The organism is Myxococcus sp. CA040A (assembly GCF_013336725.1).
Taxonomy (GTDB): domain Bacteria; phylum Myxococcota; class Myxococcia; order Myxococcales; family Myxococcaceae; genus Myxococcus; species Myxococcus llanfairpwllgwyngyllgogerychwyrndrobwllllantysiliogogogochensis.
This window is the reverse complement of the sequence record NZ_JABUMR010000001.1, coordinates 1,151,763-1,168,877: the sequence shown is the minus strand read 5'-3', so window position 1 is coordinate 1,168,877 and position 17,115 is coordinate 1,151,763. Positions and strand designations below refer to the sequence as shown.

General features: G+C 67.0%; 14 protein-coding genes. 6 read left to right on the top strand and 8 right to left on the bottom strand.

Annotated elements, in window-relative coordinates:
* Positions 1 to 61: 61 nt before the first annotated feature.
* Entirely contained in the window at positions 62 to 274 is a 213-nt protein-coding gene (locus tag HUA75_RS04750) for a hypothetical protein (protein WP_141645272.1), read from the bottom strand.
* Positions 275 to 458: 184 nt separating this feature from the next.
* Between HUA75_RS04750 and HUA75_RS04745 the strand changes: the two genes are divergently transcribed.
* Positions 459 to 2,285 (top strand): lectin-like protein, encoded by a 1,827-nt coding sequence (locus tag HUA75_RS04745; RefSeq protein WP_174485650.1) that lies wholly within the window; start codon positions 459 to 461, stop codon positions 2,283 to 2,285.
* Between the two features lie 162 nt (positions 2,286 to 2,447).
* On the opposite strand, the gene HUA75_RS04740 is transcribed toward HUA75_RS04745, so the two are convergent.
* The 4 genes from HUA75_RS04740 to HUA75_RS04725 all read right to left on the bottom strand — a co-directional run bounded on the left by HUA75_RS04740 (position 2,448) and on the right by HUA75_RS04725 (position 5,730).
* A complete protein-coding gene (locus HUA75_RS04740) occupies positions 2,448 to 3,026 on the bottom strand; it encodes an RNA polymerase sigma factor (protein ID WP_174485649.1) in 579 nt (192 codons plus the stop codon).
* Positions 3,026 to 3,241: a DUF2892 domain-containing protein gene (locus HUA75_RS04735; protein ID WP_141645275.1), complete on the bottom strand. Its 216-nt coding sequence runs from the start codon at positions 3,239 to 3,241 to the stop codon at positions 3,026 to 3,028. The genes HUA75_RS04740 and HUA75_RS04735 overlap by 1 nt, the downstream gene beginning before the upstream one ends.
* Before the next feature lie 192 nt (positions 3,242 to 3,433).
* The gene (locus tag HUA75_RS04730; protein ID WP_174485648.1) at positions 3,434 to 4,663 is read right to left on the bottom strand and encodes a hypothetical protein; all 1,230 of its coding nucleotides are present in this window, start codon (positions 4,661 to 4,663) and stop codon (positions 3,434 to 3,436) included.
* Between the two features lie 191 nt (positions 4,664 to 4,854).
* Complete coding sequence (locus HUA75_RS04725; RefSeq protein ID WP_174485647.1) at positions 4,855 to 5,730, bottom strand: alpha/beta fold hydrolase; 876 nt, start codon at positions 5,728 to 5,730, stop codon at positions 4,855 to 4,857.
* 308 nt (positions 5,731 to 6,038) lie between these two features.
* Here HUA75_RS04725 and HUA75_RS04720 point away from each other — a divergent pair, with 308 nt between their 5' ends.
* From HUA75_RS04720 to HUA75_RS04710, 3 genes are all read left to right on the top strand, one after another.
* Complete coding sequence (locus tag HUA75_RS04720; protein ID WP_174485646.1) at positions 6,039 to 8,237, top strand: RCC1 repeat-containing protein; 2,199 nt, start codon at positions 6,039 to 6,041, stop codon at positions 8,235 to 8,237.
* Positions 8,238 to 8,361: 124 nt separating this feature from the next.
* Positions 8,362 to 10,710 (top strand): DUF3857 domain-containing protein, encoded by a 2,349-nt coding sequence (locus HUA75_RS04715; RefSeq protein WP_174485645.1) that lies wholly within the window; start codon positions 8,362 to 8,364, stop codon positions 10,708 to 10,710.
* Positions 10,711 to 11,028: 318 nt separating this feature from the next.
* Positions 11,029 to 12,699 carry an LVIVD repeat-containing protein gene (locus HUA75_RS04710; RefSeq protein WP_254627363.1) on the top strand — a complete coding sequence of 557 codons (1,671 nt, stop codon included), beginning with the start codon at positions 11,029 to 11,031 and terminating at the stop codon, positions 12,697 to 12,699.
* A gap of 72 nt (positions 12,700 to 12,771) precedes the next feature.
* Here the strand turns inward: HUA75_RS04710 and HUA75_RS04705 are convergent, their stop codons facing one another.
* Both HUA75_RS04705 and HUA75_RS47460 read right to left on the bottom strand, forming a co-directional pair.
* The gene (locus HUA75_RS04705) at positions 12,772 to 14,496 is read right to left on the bottom strand and encodes a hypothetical protein (RefSeq protein WP_174485643.1); all 1,725 of its coding nucleotides are present in this window, start codon (positions 14,494 to 14,496) and stop codon (positions 12,772 to 12,774) included.
* Between the two features lie 41 nt (positions 14,497 to 14,537).
* Positions 14,538 to 14,669, bottom strand: a complete 132-nt coding sequence (locus HUA75_RS47460) for a hypothetical protein (protein WP_256433092.1) — start codon at positions 14,667 to 14,669, stop codon at positions 14,538 to 14,540.
* Positions 14,670 to 14,878: 209 nt separating this feature from the next.
* On the opposite strand from HUA75_RS47460, the gene HUA75_RS04700 reads away from it, so the two are divergent.
* Positions 14,879 to 16,135: a hypothetical protein gene (locus tag HUA75_RS04700; RefSeq protein ID WP_174485642.1), complete on the top strand. Its 1,257-nt coding sequence runs from the start codon at positions 14,879 to 14,881 to the stop codon at positions 16,133 to 16,135.
* Between the two features lie 120 nt (positions 16,136 to 16,255).
* Here HUA75_RS04700 and HUA75_RS04695 read toward each other — a convergent pair whose 3' ends face one another.
* Positions 16,256 to 16,492: a DUF6289 family protein gene (locus HUA75_RS04695; RefSeq protein ID WP_141645281.1), complete on the bottom strand. Its 237-nt coding sequence runs from the start codon at positions 16,490 to 16,492 to the stop codon at positions 16,256 to 16,258.
* 167 nt (positions 16,493 to 16,659) lie between these two features.
* On the opposite strand from HUA75_RS04695, the gene HUA75_RS04690 reads away from it, so the two are divergent.
* The gene (locus HUA75_RS04690; protein WP_141645282.1) at positions 16,660 to 17,076 is read left to right on the top strand and encodes a hypothetical protein; all 417 of its coding nucleotides are present in this window, start codon (positions 16,660 to 16,662) and stop codon (positions 17,074 to 17,076) included.
* Positions 17,077 to 17,115 lie beyond the last annotated feature (39 nt).

The following is a 17,115-nucleotide window of genomic DNA, read 5'->3' as shown; positions in this document are numbered from 1 at the left end:
CCGTCGCTCCAGCCCCATCCTCCCAGGCGACAGGGTTTGGGCGGCCAACACCACACTGCATTCAAAGAAATCGGGCAACCCCTGTCTTGTCATTGACCAGCACCATCAACGGCCCATCGAAAACGGAGCCATCCTCACCACTCCGGTCAAACAAGACGACCCATTCATCGGCCATCCTCGGGTGCTTCCGCGCTCCTGAAGCCAGCCGCAATACCGCCCTCACCTCTCGCGCGACAAAACGCCGCGCCGCATCAGTCGCCTCGTCAGCATTCATCGCCCAGACGCCCTCCATTCAAGGATGGACCGTGTGTATCAGGCTCGTCGGCCGACAGCACTCGCCCAGCATCATTGGGATGCGCGGACAAGCCACGGAAGAGCCGGTTTGACTTCCCGTGGGGGAAACCCTTAGGGTCCGCCCCCCTTTTTCGGGAGTCGACGATTTTCATCAAGTATCGGGCGTGAGGAACCTGGCCATCGACGCCTGGAGCGGTTCTGACACTGCACGGGCCTGTTCGAACGACCCCAACGAGGAGGGCATCCCCTGCTTCCACCACGAGGGCGAGCTGTTCTCCACCACGGTCGACGACGTCCTCAAACACGTCGGCAGATGGCTGACGGACCCCGAGACCCAGAATGAAGTGCTGCTCATCTGGATTGAAGACACCTTTGGCAGCGATCACTCCCGAACGCTGTTCTTCAACGAGTTCGTCCAGTACATCGACAAGGACTATCCGGACACCTCGAAGCCGCTGACGGGCGACCTCATCTTCGGCCCCGCGCTCAAGCAGGCCTTCTTCCCCTCCCAGTGGCCCACGCCGCGCCAGCTCGTCGCCATGGGCAAGCGGGTCATCGTCTCCGTCAAGCACAGCTCCCACTACACCTCCATCTCCGCGGGGGGCCAGCAGGTCAGTCAGCTTGTCTTCTCGGAGTCGGAAGTAGACAAACCCGGCTGGCCCAACAACGGCAAGTTCACGGGGTACTACGCCTGCTCATATGAGGGCAACGCCTCCGCCCTGGGCCTCGATTGGACGGAGTTCTCCGAGCTCAAGATCACGGACCACTTCGAGCTGCCCCAGCCCGCTCTCGCATGGAACGAACTCGACGTCGCTGGAGCGGTAGCGTGTGGTTTCAGCGTCACACTGGATCACGTCGAGGCGGACCCGGACCGCGAGGCGGAGAACGGCTACAACTACTACAACAGCACGATGGGTCCCGCCATCTGGTCCTTCTCCGAAGGCGAGCCCAACAACACCGGCGGCACCGAGCACTGCGCGGAACTCATGGCGGGCACGGGGCGGTGGAACGACCTCGCCTGTGACGTCACCCGGAAGTATGCCTGCCGGAAGACGAGCTCGACCGAGTACGGCCCCAACAGCCCATACGACTCCACCTTCTGGCACGTCACGAGCGCGAGCGGGAACTGGTGGGGTGGTCTCACCGCCTGTCCCGCGGGCTATTCCTTCCTTCCGCCGGTCAATGGATGGGAGGCGAAGAAGCTCGCCAACATCATCTCAGGCACGGAGAACAGCGTGTGGATCAACTTCACGGACCGCTACCAGGAAGGGACCTGGGTCATTGACGGGTACAACAACTGGGGCATCGGCGAACCCAACAACTCGGGCGGCAACGAGCACTGCGTGGAGATGACGCCCACTGGAACCTGGAACGACACGCCATGCTCGGATATCCGACGCCATGCTTGTGAGCGACTGGAGGCGTGTGCCTCCGGCGCCTGCCCCGCGAAGTGGGTCCTCTCCCCAGTCGGAAGCTGGTGGTGGCAGAACTGCCCGGTTGGATATACTTTTTCGGCCCCCGAAAACCCGACTGAAAATGCCGAATTGTTCGCGGTCGCCGGCGGCGAGCGCGTCTGGCTCAATCGCTCCAACAACGTGAGCGGAGGTCGCTGGGCACCCGGCGCATATACGGCTTGGGACAGCACCGAGCCGAACAACTTCAATGGCAACGAGCACTGCGCCGCCATGATCGCTGACGGCACCTGGTGGGACCAGACCTGCGGGACGACGCACAAGCGCGCTTGCCGGAAGGCCAACACGGCCTGCACCACATCGGGCTGCCCGAGCAATCTCTGGGCGCTCAGCTCCTTCCCCGGAGCATGGGACCCGTCGACCTCCGGAGGGACGTGCCCCACGGGCTACGAGTTCAAGGCCCCAAGGAATGAGGCGGAGAACACCGCCCTCATGAACACCGCCGCGGGGCAGCAGGTCTGGCTCAACTACGCCGACCTCGGTCACGAGGGAACCTGGTCCTCCTGGGGCGTGAACTGACCTCGGGCACCAACCTGCAATAGCCCGCTGTCCGGGAGCGCGACCTCGTTGAGCGTCGCGCTCCCGCGCAGCGGCCCGGCCCCATCCAGTCCCCGCACCCACTCGATGAAGCCCGATGGCGCCACACACCCGGTGCCCGCGAAAGGCACCTGCTCGCGAACTTCAGTTCAGGTGCTTCCCGTGCTCACCCCATTCACCCTGGCGCAGCAGCGCCTCGCGCAGTTGGGTCCGCGCACGGTGCAGCCGCGTCTTCATGGCGGCCAGCTCAAGCCCCAGGGCCCTACAGACCTCTTCACCAGAGAGTCCCTCGAGGTCTCGCATGATGAGCACCTCGCGATAGGCCGGTGACAGGCCCGCGATGGCCGCATGGACGGACTGGATGAGCTCCCATCGCTCCAGGGCCTTCTGCGGGTCGAGCGCGTCAGGCACAAGGCCAGCGTCCTCCCCCAGATGCTCGCCCAGGGACTGCCGCTCGCGGACGAAGGGACGGAGCATGCGCAGGCACGTGTTGCGCACCACGCTCATCAACCACGAGAGGACGCTGGCGTCCCGCTGCACCTCGGGGCGCTTCGCGAGCTTCGTGAAGGCCTCCTGCACCGCATCGTCCGCGTCGTAACCGTCCCGGCACACGCGCAGGCCGAACCGGTACACCCGGTCGTGGTAGGTGCGCACCAGCGCGGCGAGGGCCTCGTCATCACCCCGGGCCGCCGCAGTGAGCAACCCTCCGTGCCCCGCGCCCATCAGCGCCCCGGCTCCAGGGGGCACGTCGAACGGCCCATCAGGGCATAGCCGAGGCAGCTCCCCGCCAGGGCCGAGAAGAGCAGATACGCCCCAAGCACTCCGAAGGTCGCGACCCGGATGGCCAGCGGCAGCGGCGCCAGGACCGCACACGTGACCAGCATCAACCCGCCCAGGGCCCTGAAAAGCCGCTCCACCTTCCCGACATTTCGCTTCATGACGCCCTCCATTCACCAGGAGAAGTCACGTCGCGCCAGAAAGGATTCAGGGCCCCGGATTTTTTCGCCGCCCCGCGTGCCAGATTCGCGGGGAGTCCACGGGAGCCAACACGCGCCCCCGCGGACACCGGTGGCGCGGCGAGTCCGTGCTGGGTGGCTCCCGGACACTTCCGCCCCACGGGAAGCCGTGAATCAGGCGGTGCTTCGCACTGGCGCGGAACGCTCCTCCGTCGCGGATGCGTCGCCGGGCACCGAGGGCATCAGGCTGACCTTCAATTTCGCCACGTTGGGTGTCACCCCGAAGAAGGAATCATAGGCGTTGAGGTGCTGCTGCCCCACCGTCGTCATGAAATCATTGAAGCTACCCGGATGGGGAGGCAGCGGCGACGGCGTGAACTTCTGCGAAGGCAGTCTGACGTAGGGATTCGGGCTCGGCAGCAATTGGTACATCTGGTTGATCGCGCCATAAACAAGGTTGGCATCGAGCCCCAGGAAGCCGCTGAGCGGGCCGTAGAGCGTCTGGCACGACTTGTTCTCGACGTAATCCCACACCACGTCGTTCTGCACATTGTACGGCTGGACGTTCATCAAGTTGGTCCAGCCGTGCGGCACCACATCGTACTGGTTCCAGATGACCTGGTTCCAATAGCCATAATTCGCGATACCGGAGATCGCCGTCGGCGGAAAGAGCGCAGTAAAGGCGTTGACGAATCCTTGATCTCCGGTCGAGGGGGCGGCCGTCGGCAGCACATAGAGCGCGGCCCACCGCTTCACATCGAAGACGTTCTGATAGAGCCAGCGGGCCAAGGTCGGGCAGAGCGAGCCACCCAGGCTGTGCCCAGCGAAGATCAGCGTCGCCTGATAGGACGCTTTCTCCCCCAGGAAGGTCTGAAGCGATTGATTCGTCTGCGAATCCAGCATGTTCAGCAGATTCGTGGTCCCCCGTGCCGCCCCCTGCGAAACGTTCCCCACGTTGAATTGACTGGGACTGGTGCTGTTCGTCGGGGTGATTCCCACCGGGAAGGCCACCGTGTTCGTGACGCTATTGTCCAGGCAGTCCGTGTCGTACCAATTGTGCGCGGTGTCGCTGTTCCCGTTGGTGCCCGCTATCGCCACGACATAGCAGTCCGCTTGCGCATTGTGGACCGCGTACATGACATTGTCGGCCACCTTGGACACCCTGCCCTTGCCGCTGCAGTCCGTGTCGGTTTGATAGACGCAAGGCCCCCACACACGTGTCCACACCCCCAACTGTTGACTATGACTCGTCAACGCAGCGTCAATGATCGGCCCAAGCTGCTGCGCGATGTTGGAGGCCGTATCTTCCAGGCTGTCCCCCAGGCCGGAGAACCTCGAAAGCTGGTATACCGTCTGGATGATATTGTAGCTTCCGCCGGTATAGATTGGCTGCACGATGCTCATACGAACGAGCCTCCCTTTTGTGGTGATGATTCGGTCAGAAACCCAAGCAGAAGGCATGCCAGTACGCCCTGCCGCGAGTCCCCGAGGCAATCACACGCACGTCAGGGTTCGCATCAGTCGCTTGACGCGTCAGCAGGGTTCCTGACGCGTCAGGAGGGTGCTTGACGCGTCAGCGGCGACTCGAAGGACCGTCAGCTCGCCCGCAGGAAGTCACTGATGCGCCCCGCCAGCCATTGCCGGAAGGCGTCCGTCGTGGGCGGACAATGGCGACAGTCCTTGACGAGCTCCTGGTCACTGAGGGTCGGAAAGAGCGCCCGCGCGCGAGCGAGCAGCTTCTCTCCCGGAAAGCTCACATCCCCATCCCCGGCCAGCACGAGGGTGGGCGCCTTCAACCTCGCAAGCTCCTCCGGCTTCGCGAGCGCGGGGACTCGCATGTCCATGTTGCACGCGCGGACGGCGTCGCCGAGGAATGGCGCCCAGTCGTCATCCGTGGTCGTGAGCAGGTGCCGGACGAACGCCTTCAGGCGCCGCTCCGTCGGGGACATTCGATAGAGCATCATCGGGATGGCCACCTTCGTGAGCCCTTCCCAGTGAGAGCCGTTCACCACCCCCGCGGGGAAGAGCAGAGCGAGCCTGTCGATGCGCTCGGGCGCGATGGCCGCGAGCCGGATGGACACGAAGCCGCCCCAACTCACACCCACCACATGGGGACGCTGGAGCGACAACCCGTCAAGAACATCTCGTAGCCACTCGCCATACTCGTTGTTCGATACCGAGGGCCGCACATCCGCGCTCTTCACCGACTGGCCGACGACATCCACCGCGTGAAGACGGAATCGCTCCAGCAGCGGAGCCAGCTCGTGGAGGACGTGCGAGGAACTCGCGAGCGCGCCATGGAGGACGACGACATCGGGGCCGGCTTCTGGACCGCCCACCAGGACATGCGTGTCCCCGATTCGGGTCTTCACCGTCCGGCTCTCGGTGGGCACCCGCAGGCGGCCGCGGAAGTGCTCATGCCACCGGGAAAGGACCGCCTTCGCCTGCTCACCCTTGAATGCGGAGTTCATCGGCCCATCATTCCATGGCCTGCCCTGGAACCGGTTCACCCCGCACATCCCGCCCCGATCCGAGCACCGCGAGTCACCGGCAGCCCTGTTCCGCTTTTTGTACGAGGTCGAGAATAAACCGAAGCCCGGGCACGTCAGGGGCCGCGCGCTCGTGTCCCCCAGGAAGCGCGCGGTGGATGACCGCGGAGGGTCCGGCGCGCCCGATGCGGGTGCGGCGGGTGCCGTCATCGCGGCAGACCCGATGTTTCACCATGACAAACAGAGCAATGCCAGTGCAGCCGGACAGGCAATTACATCAGGAGCGATACATGCAACGGAGCGAAGGTCAGCGGATGAGCCGATGGCTGGGAGTCTGCCTCGGACTGTGGTTCGCGGTGGGCTGTGGCCAACCACCGACGGGGGAGTCTGTCGAGGAAGCATCGGTGGGCTCGCCCATCACGCGCACGAAGCCGCGCGCCCGCATCGCCGCGGGAAGGGACCATTCCCTGTCAGTGCGTCCGAACGGCACCGTGTGGGCGGCGGGCTCGAACGAATACGGGCAGTTGGGCAATGGCTCCACCACGAACAGCGCCGCGCCCCTCCAGGTGCAGGGACTGACAGGGGCGACGGCGGTCGCCGCGGGCTCGATTCACTCGCTGGCGCTCCGCTCTGGCGGCACCGTGTGGGCCTGGGGATACAATGGCAGCGGTCAGTTGGGAAATGGCTCCACGACATCCAGCCCTGTGCCCGTACAGGCGCAAGGGGTGACGGGGGCGACGGCGGTGGCCGCGGGCACGGATCACTCCCTGGCGGTGATGGCGGATGGCACCGTGCGGGCCTGGGGCTACAACGGCTCTGGCCAACTGGGCAATGGCACCACCACCTCCTCTTCCACGCCCGTCCAGGTGCAGGGGCTGACCGGGGCCGTGGCCGTGGTCGCGGGCAGGAATATGTCCCTGGCCCTGCGCTTCGACGGCACGGCGTGGGCCTGGGGCTACAACGGCTCTGGCCAACTGGGCAATGGCACCACCACCTCCTCTTCCACGCCCGTGCAGGTGCAGGGGCTGACCGGCATCACGGCTGTCGCCGCGAGCGAGGATTACGCGCTGGCGGTGAAGTCCGACGGCACCGTGTGGGCCTGGGGCAACGCGTACCTGCCCATGACTCCGTGGCCGCTCTCCACGCCCGTGCAGGTGCAGGGGCTGACCGGAGCCGTGGACGTGGCCGCGGGCAATCTGTTCTCCCTGGTGGCGCGCTCCGATGGCACCGTCTGGGCCTGGGGCTACAACGCCGATAGCGGTCAACTGGGCGACGCCACCAAGACTGGCCGCACCACGCCCGCGGTGGTGCAAGGGCTGACCGGGGTCACCGCCATCGCCGCGGGGCGGGACCACGCCATGGCCCTGCGCTCCGATGGTTCCGTGTGGACCTGGGGCAACAACGACGTGGGGCAGCGTGGAGATGGGACGCCCGCGGGGAGGTTCCTTCCGGTGGCGGTGCAGGGGATGAGCGAGGCGTCCTCCGTGGCGGCGGCCCTGTCCCACTCCCTGGTGCTGCGGTACGACGGCACCGTGTGGGCCTGGGGCGCCAACTACGCCGGCCAGCTCGGGGATGGGACGACGACGCGCCGGCCCGCGCCCGTGCAGGTGCCGGGGCTTGTTGGCGTCATGGCTGTCGCCGCGGGTGGCGACCGCTCGCTGGCGTTGCTCTTCGACGGCACCGTGTGGGAGTGGGGCAACGGCGGCGCCGTGCCGGTGCAGGTGCAGGGGCTGAGCGGAGTCGTGTCCATCGCCGCGGGCTGGGTCCACGCCCTGGCGGTGCGCTCCGACGGCACCGTGTGGGCCTGGGGCAACAACTCCAACGGGCAGTTGGGGAATCCCGCTGCCGGCTACGAGAGCGTCACGCCGGTGCAGGCGGCGGGACTCGGTGACGTCGTGAAGGTGGCGGCGGGTGGCGCGCACTCGCTGGCGGTGCGCTCCGACGGAACCCTGTGGGCCTGGGGCGAAAACAACGAAGGCCAGTTGGGGGATGGCTCCAAGAACCGTCGCTTGACGCCCGTGCAGGTGCAGGGACTGACCGGGGTCGTGAGTGTGGCGGGAGGCAGTGCGCACTCGCTGGCGGTGCGCTTCGATGGCACCGGGTGGGCCTGGGGCGACGGCGGGCGGGGCACGCTGCTGCTCGCCGCTGGCTGGTACAGCCGCACCCGACCGGCACAGGTGGGGATGACGGGCCTGGTGGAGCTGGCCGGTGGCGGGGACACCTCGCTGGCCTTGAGCGCCACCGGCGCCTTGTGGGCCGGCGGCACCAACGAATCGGGGCAATTGGGCAATGGCACCACGTCCAATCCGCTCGCGCCGGGGCAGGTGCAGGGGCTGGGCGGCGCGGTCGTCACGGCCGCCGCGGGAGGCGACCACATGCTGGCCGTACGTGATGACGGCACCGTGTGGGCCTGGGGCCACAACGCCGATGGCCAGTTGGGCCATGGCGCCCCCTCCGACGGCATCACTCCCAGCATCTCCCTGCTGTAACCCCTGGGACCACCGCGGGCCCGGAGCAAGCATGGCTCCGGGCCCGCCCGTCGGCGCATGGCTCGACTCCCGCCCGGAGTCCTTGCGAGCCCATGGGGCATGCCTCCATTCTCGCCCTCCTCGCATGCGCTCCGTTCATCTCCTCGCGCCCCTCACCGCCCTGCTGCTCGGCCTCACCCTCCCCTCCAGCGCGGCCCCCAAGGACGCAGAGCGTTCCTTCCGGGTCCAGCCTCCCGCGGCCTGGGTGCGCCCGGTCGCACTGGAGACGAGGGACTCGCGGCCCCTGGGCGAAACCGGGGGCGTTCACTACGCGCTCGCCGATATCCAGGTGCGCGCGGAGCGCCCGAGGGTCGAGCGTTATGCCCACTACGCGCGACGCGTCCTCACCGAGGGCGGCATCGAGGAAGCCGCTGAAATCAACGTGACGTTCGACCCATCCTTCGAGCGTCTCACCCTGCACGGCGTCTGGTTGCACCGCGGCGGGCAACGCAAGGATGTGCTGGAGCCCCAGGCCGTGAAGGTCATCCAGCAGGAGCGCGAGCTGGAGCAGCGGCTCTACAACGGCACCCTCTCCGCGCTCATCTTCGTGCGCGACGTGCGCGTGGGTGACGTCATCGAGTACGACTTCACCGTCGAGGGCGACAACCCTGTCTTCGACGGCCGCTTCCTCGCCTCCGTGGAAACGCGCTACGGCACGCCCCTGGGCCACTGGCGCTACCGGTTGCTATGGCCCTCCGCGCGCGGGCTGCATGTGAAGCAACACGGCACGGACGTGTCTCCCTCCGTGAAGGAGGCGGGCGGTGTGCGCGAGTACGTCTGGGAGCAGCACGACGTGCCGGCGCTCAGCATCGATGACTCGCTCCCCTCCTGGTACCAGCCCTGGCCCTGGCTGCAGCTCAGCGAGTTCGATAGCTGGGCCGCGGTGGCGCGTTGGGCCGTGCCCCTCTACCAGGCGCCCCCGAGGTTGCCCCCGACGCTCCAGGAAGAGGTGAAGCGACTGCGCGCGGCACACGCTTCCCCCTCCGCGCGCCTGCTCGGGGCGCTGCGCTTCGTGCAGGACGAAGTGCGCTACCTGGGGATGGAGCTGGGCCCCAACTCGCACCGCCCCCATGCTCCGGAGGAAGTGCTCGCGCGGCGCTTTGGTGACTGCAAGGACAAGACGCTGCTGCTCGTCACGCTGCTGCGAGCGCTCGGCATCGAGGCCCGGCCGGCGCTCGTCCACTCCGCCTGGAAGCAGACGGTGGAGTCGATGCATCCGTCTCCCGTCGTGTTCGACCACGTCATCGTCCAGGCGCGCCTGGAGGGGCATGACTATTGGCTGGACCCCACGGCATCACACGAGCGCGGTCCGTTGGAGTCCTTCGAGCCGCCGCCGTTCCGCCGCGCCCTGCCGATTGACGAGGCCACCACGGGACTGGTGGAGATTCCGGAGCCGCTCAGGCTGGAGCCCGTGATGGAACGGGAGGAGTCCTACACGGAGAGCGCCGACGGCCAACCCGTGACCCTCACCGTGACGACGCACTGGAAGGGTCCGAGTGCCAATCAAATGCGCCGAAACCTCTCCACCGCGTCACTGAAGGACGTGGAGCGTGAGTACCTCAACTTCCATGCGCGCGATGACCCGACGATTCGCGCCACCGCGCCGCTCTCCGTGCAGGACGACCCGGAGCACAACGTCATCACCCTGGTGGAGCGCTACGTCATCGAGTCCTTCTGGTTGGAGCAGCAGCGCGAATTCACCGCATCCACCATCACCCGCTACCTCACCCGACCGCGCATCGGCCAGCGCACCATGCCCCTGGCCATCATGCACCCGGTGAATGTGCTGCAACGCATCCGCTTCGAGTCGCTCCATCCCATGCGCATCAGGCACCAACGGGACACCGTCCAAGGACCCGCCAGCGCACTCGACTACCGGTTCTGGACGGAGGACAGCGACAAGGTGCTCTTCCTCGAGTACCGCTACCACAGCCTCGCGGACGCGGTGGAGCCCGCCCGGTTCATGGCGCACCTGGAAGCCCTGAAGCGGATGGAGACCCACGCCGGCTACCAGGTGACGCTCGGCACGACTCACGGCAACCAAGGCCGAGGCCAGTCCGGGTTCACCTGGTTCGGCGTGGCCATGGGGCTGGGGGGCCTCGCGCTGGGCGGGCTCCTCATGTTCATGGGTGACGGGCCGCGCGCGTTCCTCCGGGACATGCAGGCGCGGCGGCGCAAGCGGGCGTTCTCGCGCAAATTCGCCTCCGTCGAAGGGGACAGCCCCGCTCAGGCCATGTCGCTCGCCACCGTGGGCGAGCTGCACGCGCGGCTGTCCGGAGTGCGCTGCGCGTGCGGCCTGGCCGGTGCCGGGGCACCGAAGCTGGAGGAGGTCGTCCTCGGAGAGCAGCACCTCGTCCTGGCGAAGTGGACATGCTCCGGCTGTGGCACCGGACGCCATGCCTACTTCACGGTGCGCGAGGAGCGCGCGGCCTGAGTCCCTACGGGCCGACGCGCACCTGCGCGGGTGTCCTCCCGGGATAGGAGGCCGTTCCCGCCAGCCTCCGTGAGTCCGTGCTCCGGAGGGCGCGACGGTTGCGATGCAAATCAGCGACCAGGGTGTCCGGAAACCCGGGATTGGACGGCCACCAGTCCTGAGTTCCCCTCGTGGAGCAAGGACCCGCACGCCCCGGAAGTACGACGACCTGAGCCCCCCGTTGGCAGGCACACTCCACACGCCACATGGAGTCCCCCCTACCTCCGAGGTCCCTCCTTGACACGCTCCCTTCGTACCCTAGGGCTCATTCTTTCGACCTTGTGTCTCTCGCCGCTGACGGGTTGCGACGACGACCCACCCTCCCCATCCACTCCCGACGCGGGACCGGACGCGGGCAGCGACGCGGGCCCCCATGAGACCCCCGACGCGGGCCCCGATGCCGGTCCCAATGAGGGCCCCGACGCGGGACCGGATGCGGGCGCCGATGCCGGTCCCTATGTCTGGGATGGCACCTATGTACCGCTCGAGGAGCATGGGGATTTCGACGACAACGGCGCCATGGCCGCCTGCAAGTTCGACCCCCGGAACGTCTCTCCCACCATCTGCAACGAGCTGGACCGCGCCGACCTCTTCGACCTGTCCCAGTGCGACATGCCGTCGCTCGGCGCGCTGCCCCAGGAGGGCATCTACCAGGCCGACCTCCGGGGCGAGCGCGCCCTGCCGGACGGCGGCATCCGCATCGTCCCTTTCTCGGCCGGGTTCCAACTCCGCGACAACGGCGGCACCAGCACCATGTATGACCAGCCCCTGCTCAAGCTCGACATGGAGGGGGACCGCTTCGTCCTGCAGGGCCAGCAGACGCGGACCGGCTTCGTCATGAACATGACGGGCTGCGCGGCGAAGTCCCCCAACATCCTCACCGGCTGCTTCGCCTATTGCCGCCGAGGCCAGTTCTCCCTGGGCGGCACCTTCGAGGCCCACCGCGTCGCCAGGCAGGAAGCCGAACCCGAGTCCTCGGGCGGGCTCGAGCTGTTGTCCGAGCACCGTGTCTCCACGGGCATGGCCGTGGACGTCCACGTCACCAAGGGGCACGCCTACGTCGTCTCCATCCCCCACCAGGACCAGCTGGGTGGGCTCGCCGTTTTCGACGTGAGCAACCCGCGCAACCCCTTGCGCACCACCTCCATCAGCCTGCCCGGGGACAACTTCTGGAATAGCGTGTGGGCCAAGGACAACGCGCTCTACGTCGCGAGCAGTGCCTCGGGCTTCGTCGTCTACGACATCTCCCAGCCCGCCGAGCCGCTCTTCGTGCGCAGCGTGCCCACGGGCAACTCGGGAGGCGCGCACACGGTGTTGGTCCACGACAACTGGCTCTTCGCCATGGACCCCATCTCCGGCACCTTCGTCTATGACCTCACCCACCCACTCGACCCGGTGCTGCGCACCGTCATCCCGAGTGGCCCCCACGACTCCTTCGTCTACGAGGGGCGCCTGTACATCAGCGATTCCAGCGACGGCTACGCCATCTTCGACATCACCAACATGGATGACGTCCGCGAGCTGGGCCGGTTCGTCCGTCCCAATTTTGGCTTCGCCCACCACAACGCGGTAGGCACTTTCGCGGGGAAGACCATCGCCTTCGAAGGCGGCGAGTTCCCCGGCTCCCATGTGCGCGCGCTCGACGTCACCGACCCGGCGAACATCGTGAAGATTGGCACCTTCAAGATGCGGCGGGTCACGTCCATGCACAACCTCATCCTGCGCGGCAACCTGCTCTACGTCGCGTGGTACCACGAGGGCCTGCGCGTGCTGAACGTCTCCAACCCCACCCAGCTTCGCCAGGTGGCGCACCACCACGTCTTCCGCGAGACAGACCCACTCCGGGGTGACAACGTCTTCGAGGGCCTCTTCGGCGTGCGCATCCCGGGCGACGGCTACGTCTACACCGCCGAATCCTCCCGAGGGCTCATGATCTTCAACGAGCTGTGAGCTTCCTCGGCTCTTCGTAGGAATGAAGCATCCCCAGGTGAGGTCGGCGCCTGGGGATGCACGCATCCCCCTTCACTCCCCCAGCTGGATTTCTCGCTCAGCGATGTTGCCATCGGCGTCAATCACACTCACGCCGAGCGTGGCCGCGCCCGGAAAGCGCTCCCTGAGCGCGCTCTTCATCTCCTTCATCAACAGCGGCGGAGCATCGCGAAACTCGTCATGCCCGGCGACGTCGCGGTTCACGCTCCAGGCGATGTGCCGCACCCCCGCCGCGCTGGAGAGCACGACGTGGGTCGCCGTCTCGGTCACCTTGGGCCTCCCGTTGACCCGATAGCGGACGTTGTTGGGCTCGAGCCAGCGGTGGAATCCCAGACGCATCGCGCCGCTGCGATCCCAGCCGGTCTCGTACTCGGCCAGCACGGGCGCGAGGCGCGGCGAGGTCCTGCTCTCGGGCTCCTCGACCATGAACGTGCGGTTGAAGAAATCGAACTCGCGCGACATCACACCCTTGCCGTTGGCTGGATGCGGCAGGCTGAGGCAGTGACCGAGCTCATGCAGCGTTGCGCCCACACCGGTGGCGTAATTCGCCCAGTGGGTGCCGCGCCCATTGCTGTCGTCGAGCAGCACTGCCGTGTCGATGCGACGTCCGTCGAGAAACCGCGCGGCGACCTCGTCGAGCGACTCGGCCCACGTATGCAACGCGCCGCTCCCGAAGAGCGCCAGCCGGTTGCCGCCGAGCGCCGTATGCGCGAGCACCTTCTGTTGCGCCGGGTCGAAATGCGTCATCGACATGATGACCACGTCGAGGGTCAAGTCGCGGTCGAACAATGAGCTGAGCTCGCTGTGGAAGTAGTTCCACAGAACGTTGTCATCCATGGCGCGCGCCCGCGCCGTGGTCAGCTTGCTGCGGAAGGTCTCCACGATGGGAGCGCCGGACCTGTCGCGCGCGATGCGGAACGTCCGGCGGCCCAGGCCCTGAGCATCGAGCGCCTCCGCCGTGAAGGTCTGCATGAGTTCGGCCGCCGTGCCGATCCGACGCAGTGCGCTCGCGACGTCGTTCGGCTCGCCCGCGGGTGCGTCGAAATGCCCGTCCCCGTCGGCGGGAAGGATGTAGACGAAGCGAACGAAGCGAGGGTTCGTCATGGGCTCGTGATGGACGGAGAACCGGTGCAGCACACCGCCCGTCTCGAGCAGGACGTCGTTCGCACCGGGGACGAGCGGCACCAGCGTCTTGAACCGGCCGCCGAGCGCCGGCCACGCGCGCATTGGCCCGTCTCGCAGTCCCGCGGACACCTTCACGGTCTCCGCGGGAACCGTTCCGGTGAGCAACGCCAGCGGGTACCTCAGCCGTTCACCTTCCTCGAGGTTCTCCACCTTGAGGAGCGGCTCGACAATCTCCACGACGCCGGGCGCCATGCTGACGTGCGTACCCTTCCGGTCATGCATGCGCGCGAGCACGCGATACCGGCCCAACGGCACGTCGGCGGTCCGCCAGTCGAATACCGTCAGCGCCGTGGCCGCCGCGGTGCCGAGCACGAGCGGAATCTGATCCGAAGTCGTCTCCGGATCACCATCCGCGTCGGCGAGCAGGTCCACCGTGGCCGCCCCCGCGACGGTCGACACCCACTCGATGGACACCGGTACGCCGGGAGCGAGGGTCAAGCGCTCAGCGGGACGGACAACCGTGATGTGTCCGACGGCGTCGTCGACAGGAGGGCGGGCATATTCCTGAGAGCCGCAGCCCACGGTCATTGCAGTCACAAGGCCGAGCCGCGAGAGGTGAAGGCGCGTGGGCATGCCGGCACGCTAACACCCGGTGCGCGAGGTCAGCCCACGACTCAGGGCAGGTTGTCCGCGATGACCGCCCGGAGCGGCGTCTCGTGGAATCCCAGGGTGCGAACTCGCTCACCGAGGATGTCCTGCTTGGAGTCCACCTTCGGTGACCTGTCCCGCATCACGATGACCTTCACGCGAGCGTTCGGTCTCTCTCCACGCAGCTGCCGGATGCACGCGCCTGGACTTGGATGACGACCTGGCGACCTTGTCATGAAATTCCAGAAAAAGCCGCAATGCCTCTTCAAGTCCTCCGCATGAAGTGATGGAGTGCCGGTCCGCAGGGCCCGGCATGTGTCCGCCGTGACTGGCCGGGAATCACTCGATGTCATGGGGGGCGAACGTCATGCGCCAGCAAGCGATTCTTCGTGTCGTGGTGGGGAGTGCCTCGCTGTGTCTGGGAGGCTGGAGTGAAGCAGCGTGGGCCGGTGGGCCCGCGCAAGGCCCCGTGGGAGTCCTCGCGGAGCCCGCCAGTGGAGCCGCGCGTCCCCGGACGCTGGATGAAGCGCTGCTCGAGGTGGAGCGCGAGGTGCCGGGCTTCGGCGGCATGTATCACGATGAGAAGGGTCGGCTCGTGGTGCGCCTGGTGAATGCCACCGCGGCGCCGGCCGCGCGCCGTGCCATCACCTCCGTGTTCGGCGCGGAGAGGATTCCCCAGGCGGGCGTCGTCACTCAGCCCGCCACGCGGACGTTCTCCCAGCTCAAGGCCCTGCAGGAGCGACTCACGCCGGACGTCCTCGCGCTGCCGGGCACCGTCTTCACGGATGTGGACGAGAAGTCGAACCGGGTGGCCATTGGCGTCGAGAAGGCCGAGGCGCGGGCCAGCGTCGAGCGGGCCATCGCGCGCCTGGCGGTGGCTCGGGACGCGGTGGACATCGTCGAGTGGGGGCCCATCAACCCCACCAACGTGCAGAGCGGATGGACACCGGTGGGGGGCGGACTGCAGATAGAGACGCCGGGCAAGTACTGCACGCTCGGCTTCCCCGCGCTCCAGGGCGGAACGCTGGGCTTCGTGAGCAACTCGCACTGCACCCAGGTCCAGGGTGGGGTGGAGTCAACGCCCGCGTACCAGGCGGTGGCGCCGTGGCTGGTGGGGACGGAGACGACGGACCCCGGCTACGCCAGCGGAGGAAGCTGCCCGGCGGGGCGCATCTGCCGCTCGAGCGACAGCGCCTTCTTCCGCGGGGAAGCGGCCATCGCCACCTACGTCGTGCAGACGCCGGGCGCGTTCGACCTGAACATCTCCGCCTGGCCGGAAGTGACGGGGAAGGTGCTGTACCCCTCCCAGGGACAGACGGTGTTCAAGACGGGCCGCACCACGGGCACCACCAGCGGCACCATCCAGTGGGCGTGCGCCACGGTGAACTCGGGCGGTACGCCACACACGTTCTACTGCAACTACATCGCGACCAGCGCCACGCAGAACGGCGCCGGCGGTGACAGTGGCTCCCCCGTGTTCTTCCTCAACGGCAACGGGGTGACGCTGACGGGCCTGATGTGGGGCGCGGGCGCCAGCCCGTGGAACTTCGGCTTCTCGCCCCTGGGCGGCGTGCAGGCCGAGCTGGGTGTCGTCCCGTACTGCCAGGGCGGCGTGGGCTGCTGAGCGGCTCACGCGCCCGGGAAACGACCTGGGAGGAGGAGGGCCCACTCCACTTCCCCCCTGAAGAGGCCGCTCTTCGGGGGGGAAGGAAACCGCCGCGTGGGACACCGCGGGCCAGACTCCTCAACAGGGAAAGCAGAACACCAGCCGGGAGTACGACGTCCGGACGCCCGAGAGGTACCGCCGCCCGCTGCATGTCTGGGTCTCGTTGCCCACCATCTCCGAATAGGTGTCATCCGAGAAGTAGTCCCACTCACAGCTCTGGGCTGGAGCCGCCTCGGCCTTCGGGGCATAGGTGGACGTTCCGAGGCCCACGAACGCGGGAACCGCAAGCACAACGCCCAAGAGCAGCCTTTTCATTGAATGCCTCCAAGGGGAAGAACCGCGCCCTCGAACCTAGGTTGCCTTGGATTGCAATGGCAAGAGGGCCCCATGCGGGGCCGCCAGGGAAGACCTTGGGCGCGTCCCTGAAAGGCGCGCGGCATGTTATGAATTGCATGCACCCACCACTTTACGAGGGCACTCCCATGAAGAGCACCTTGCGCAGCATTTCGCTGATGGCCACGAGCCTGCTGATGGCCTGTGGTGAGGGCGCCCCCCAACAGGAAGGCGCTGGACTGCCCACACTCGAAGACAGTCACGCCGCTCTGGTTGCTCCCACCGCCTCCATCTCCTGCTCGAGCACCTCCACTGACATCACGTGCATTGGCGGCGCAACGGGTGGCAGCCCGCTTTACCGGAGCCAGTGGTCGCGGACGATGTACTTCGACGGCGAGGTCCTCAACTCCCCCTGGGGAGATGGCAGCGCCACGTATAGTGAGTCTTGCGTCACGCCGACGTCTGGGAACCCGCCAGGCTATTCCATCCGGTTCCGCTACCGCGTGGTGACGGCCGCACAGGAAGTCTCCAACGTCGCTACCGGCCCTATCTATGCTTGCGAGTGATTGTGGGCTGAAGCCCCGCCCTCCTCAGACGAACAAACC

Bases quoted from the DNA above. Each gene is read 5' to 3' on its own strand.
- HUA75_RS04740 (WP_174485649.1), bottom strand. From the start codon at position 3,026: ATGGGCGCGGGGCACGGAGGGTTGCTCACTGCGGCGGCCCGGGGTGAT.
- HUA75_RS04735 (WP_141645275.1), bottom strand. From the start codon at position 3,241: ATGAAGCGAAATGTCGGGAAGGTGGAGCGGCTTTTCAGGGCCCTGGGC.
- HUA75_RS04715 (WP_174485645.1), top strand. From the start codon at position 8,362: ATGCGCTCCGTTCATCTCCTCGCGCCCCTCACCGCCCTGCTGCTCGGC.
- HUA75_RS04695 (WP_141645281.1), bottom strand. From the start codon at position 16,492: ATGAAAAGGCTGCTCTTGGGCGTTGTGCTTGCGGTTCCCGCGTTCGTG.
- HUA75_RS04705 (WP_174485643.1), bottom strand. From the start codon at position 14,496: ATGCCCACGCGCCTTCACCTCTCGCGGCTCGGCCTTGTGACTGCAATG.
- HUA75_RS04690 (WP_141645282.1), top strand. From the start codon at position 16,660: ATGAAGAGCACCTTGCGCAGCATTTCGCTGATGGCCACGAGCCTGCTG.
- HUA75_RS04720 (WP_174485646.1), top strand. From the start codon at position 6,039: ATGCAACGGAGCGAAGGTCAGCGGATGAGCCGATGGCTGGGAGTCTGC.
- HUA75_RS04730 (WP_174485648.1), bottom strand. From the start codon at position 4,663: ATGAGCATCGTGCAGCCAATCTATACCGGCGGAAGCTACAATATCATC.
- HUA75_RS04725 (WP_174485647.1), bottom strand. From the start codon at position 5,730: ATGAACTCCGCATTCAAGGGTGAGCAGGCGAAGGCGGTCCTTTCCCGG.
- HUA75_RS04700 (WP_174485642.1), top strand. From the start codon at position 14,879: ATGCGCCAGCAAGCGATTCTTCGTGTCGTGGTGGGGAGTGCCTCGCTG.
- HUA75_RS04750 (WP_141645272.1), bottom strand. From the start codon at position 274: ATGAATGCTGACGAGGCGACTGATGCGGCGCGGCGTTTTGTCGCGCGA.